Raw genomic sequence first — 2,787 nt, forward strand, 5'->3', positions numbered from 1 at the left:
GCATCGGTGTCACCACGGCCACGCAGCTGAGCATCTGGTCACTGACCGCCCCGCCCGTGGCCGGCGCGCCCGTGGCCCCGACGACCTACCGGCTCGAGCAGGGATTCCGGGCCGAGCTGAACGGGCCTGGCCCCTTCATCGAGCTACCCGATTGGTTCGTGGATGTGCCCACCGCGCAGATGGCTACCCGGCGCATCACGATCCCCGCCGGCACCCGTGCCGGTCTGCGGCAGGCTGACGGCACCCTGCACGCCATCGGGGCCGACCGCGTTGACCACCTCGACGCCCAAGGCTCCAAGACCGGCGAGCACCGCCTCGCCCTCTCCGATGCCCCCACGCAGACGCCCGTGGCGGTATGGGCCACCGGCCCGGAGACCGTGCTCACCGCATGGAGGACCAGGGGCGGCAGCCGCCTGGCCCTGATCCGCCCGGCCGATGGAGCTGTGCTCATGGACAAGGCCGTGCCCGAGCGCATCGACCAGAAGACCCGCACCCGCGACCTGGGAAGCTCGTTGCTGCTCGTGGGCTCCGTCTTGGTCTCCACCGGAGCACAGCCCTTCGCCCGTGTACTGGAGGACTTCACGGCCACCGCCGCAGACGGGGCCACCCTCTACGGCACGCACAAGCGTCAGCCGGCCACCCTCAGACTCAAACGTGACGCCTCCCCGACGCCGTGGCGCACGTTCACCGACGCGGACGTGCCCCCGCGAGCCATCACCGAGGGAGCCGCATACATCGTCGCCCCCACGCTCGATCAGACCGTGCTCTACGCGGCCCCCCGCGCCTGAAAGGCCCCCGATGGACGATTCCAAGGGCAAGCTCATTGCCGCCGCCGGCGCATTGCTCCTCCTCGTGATCCTCACGCCCCTGTTCATCATCAGCCTGGCCGCCGAGGATGAGCAGAAGAAGAGCGCCCTAGTGTCCTGTGGGGCGTCCGTGGACGGGGAGCAGATGGTCGTGCCGCCCGAGTATCAGGACGCGATCAACGCCGCAGCCCAGACCGCGAACCTCCCCCCGGCGATCATCGCCGCCCAGCTGTGGACCGAGAGCCGGTTCGACCCCCGCACGGTCCAACCCTCTAGCGGGGCACAGGGGATGGCGCAGTTCATCCCCTCCACGTGGGCCGTGTGGGGCAAGGGCAAAGACCCGTTCGACCCGTTCGCCGCCATCGACGCCCAGGGCCGCTATATGGCCGAGCTCCAGCGCCTCACCGCCTCCCTGGTGACCAGCGACCAGCAGCGCATCGAGTTCGCCCTAGCCTCGTACAACGCCGGGCACAACGTCGTTTTGGCAGCCGGAGGCATTCCGGCCATCGAGGAGACGCAGAACTATGTCCGCCAGATCATGTCCCTGGCCCAAGCCGGGTCCGGCAGCTGCGCGATCCCCGGCGGAGACGTGATCGGAGAAGTCGGCTCCGGCAAGTGGGTTCTTCCCCTGGCCGATTCATGGGTCACCAGCCCCTTCGGCTATCGCGGGTGCGTCGAAGGCGTGGGGTGCGCGGACTACGTTGCCAACCACAACGGCCTGGACGTGGCAACCAGCGGGGGCGCCGGAACCGTGGTGGCAGCCACCGATCTGGTCATCACCGAGGTAAGCACCAACTGGGATGCCGGCCTCCCCGTGATCGGTCACGCCCCCGATAACCCCAGCATCGGCTTCAAGTACGTCCACTGTGCCGAGGGTAGCCATCGCGTGCGGGCCGGCCAGACCGTCGCCGCAGGCACGCCCCTGTGCACCGAGGGCCAATCGGGCGACGCCAACGGCCGACACCTGCACTTCATGATTCTCAAAGACGGCACCCCCGTAGACCCCGAGCCCATCCTCCTGTCCCACAACGTCCCGCTGAGGTACCAGTGATGAAAAAACGCCACGCCGCCGCCCTCGCCCTGACCGCCCTCGCCCTGGCCGGCTGCACCGCCAAGGAGCCAGCACCCGAGCCGCTGCCGACGCTCACCACAAGCGCGCCCGCCACGGCCACCGCCGAGCCGGCCACCCCCGAGCACGCTGCACACCCCAAGGTCACCGCCGAACAGCAGGCAATCGCGCTGGAAGCCGCCCGCATCATGACGACCTGGAACCCAGCCGAGGACGCGACCCAGACCCACGCCGAGCTGCGCGCACGCCACCTGATGACCGACGAACGCGCCGCCCGCGTCACCACCCCCGAACGGCCTAGCAGCGGGGCCGAGTGGACGGCCGCAGCCAAGGAGCACGCCACCTCTGAGCCCGTGGTCAGTCTCAACACGCAAGCCGATACCCCCGGCGTGGCCGTGCGCGCCACCTGGAGCTGGAAGCGTCCAGACGGAAGCGCACTGCCCCGCGCCGGCACGCCCATCCGGTACTACACGTTCACCTTCGACCCGGACGACCCAACCAAGATCAACGACTACGCCTACACCGACCGCACTACGGCGGCATCCCCGACCGGGTGACATGCTCATGCACACCTATTCCCACTTCGCCCCGGTACCGGTACCATCGGTCGCATGACGACCACACCGCGACGCCCGCGAGGCACCGACACTGTGCAGTTGCACGTGCGCGTGCGGCCAGAAGTGAAGGAGCGTCTGGACCAGATTGCTGACCAGACTGGCCTTCCCATGTGGGCGGTTGTCGAAGGCGCAGCCCTCTCGGGAACCCCGGATGAGCACGGCATCCCCGAGGGCTGGAACTTGCCCAACCCCTCCACCGACCCCCTGCCGTTCGAGCAGGACACCCGCAAAACCGCATAAAAAAGCGGTGGGCCTCCCTGCAGGGGGGGCCACCACCCCCAACCTGGAACCCACC

General features: G+C 69.0%; 4 protein-coding genes. All 4 read left to right on the top strand.

What is annotated here, in order from left to right; translation table 11 throughout:
* The coding region (locus tag ACFWJO_RS37265; protein ID WP_386872553.1) for a hypothetical protein at window positions 1-788 on the top strand (788 nt) is incomplete at its 5' end.
* A 10-nt stretch (window positions 789-798) separates the two neighbouring features.
* Window positions 799-1,857: a transglycosylase SLT domain-containing protein gene (locus ACFWJO_RS37270; protein ID WP_386872555.1), complete on the top strand. Its 1,059-nt coding sequence runs from the start codon at window positions 799-801 to the stop codon at window positions 1,855-1,857.
* A complete protein-coding gene (locus ACFWJO_RS37275) occupies window positions 1,857-2,432 on the top strand; it encodes a hypothetical protein (protein ID WP_386872557.1) in 576 nt (191 codons plus the stop codon). The genes ACFWJO_RS37270 and ACFWJO_RS37275 overlap by 1 nt, the downstream gene beginning before the upstream one ends.
* A gap of 54 nt (window positions 2,433-2,486) precedes the next feature.
* The gene (locus tag ACFWJO_RS37280; protein WP_145992780.1) at window positions 2,487-2,732 is read left to right on the top strand and encodes a hypothetical protein; all 246 of its coding nucleotides are present in this window, start codon (window positions 2,487-2,489) and stop codon (window positions 2,730-2,732) included.
* Window positions 2,733-2,787 lie beyond the last annotated feature (55 nt).

Origin of the sequence: Streptomyces sp. NPDC127092 (assembly GCF_042722475.1) — a bacterium.
GTDB lineage: Bacteria > Actinomycetota > Actinomycetes > Streptomycetales > Streptomycetaceae > Streptomyces.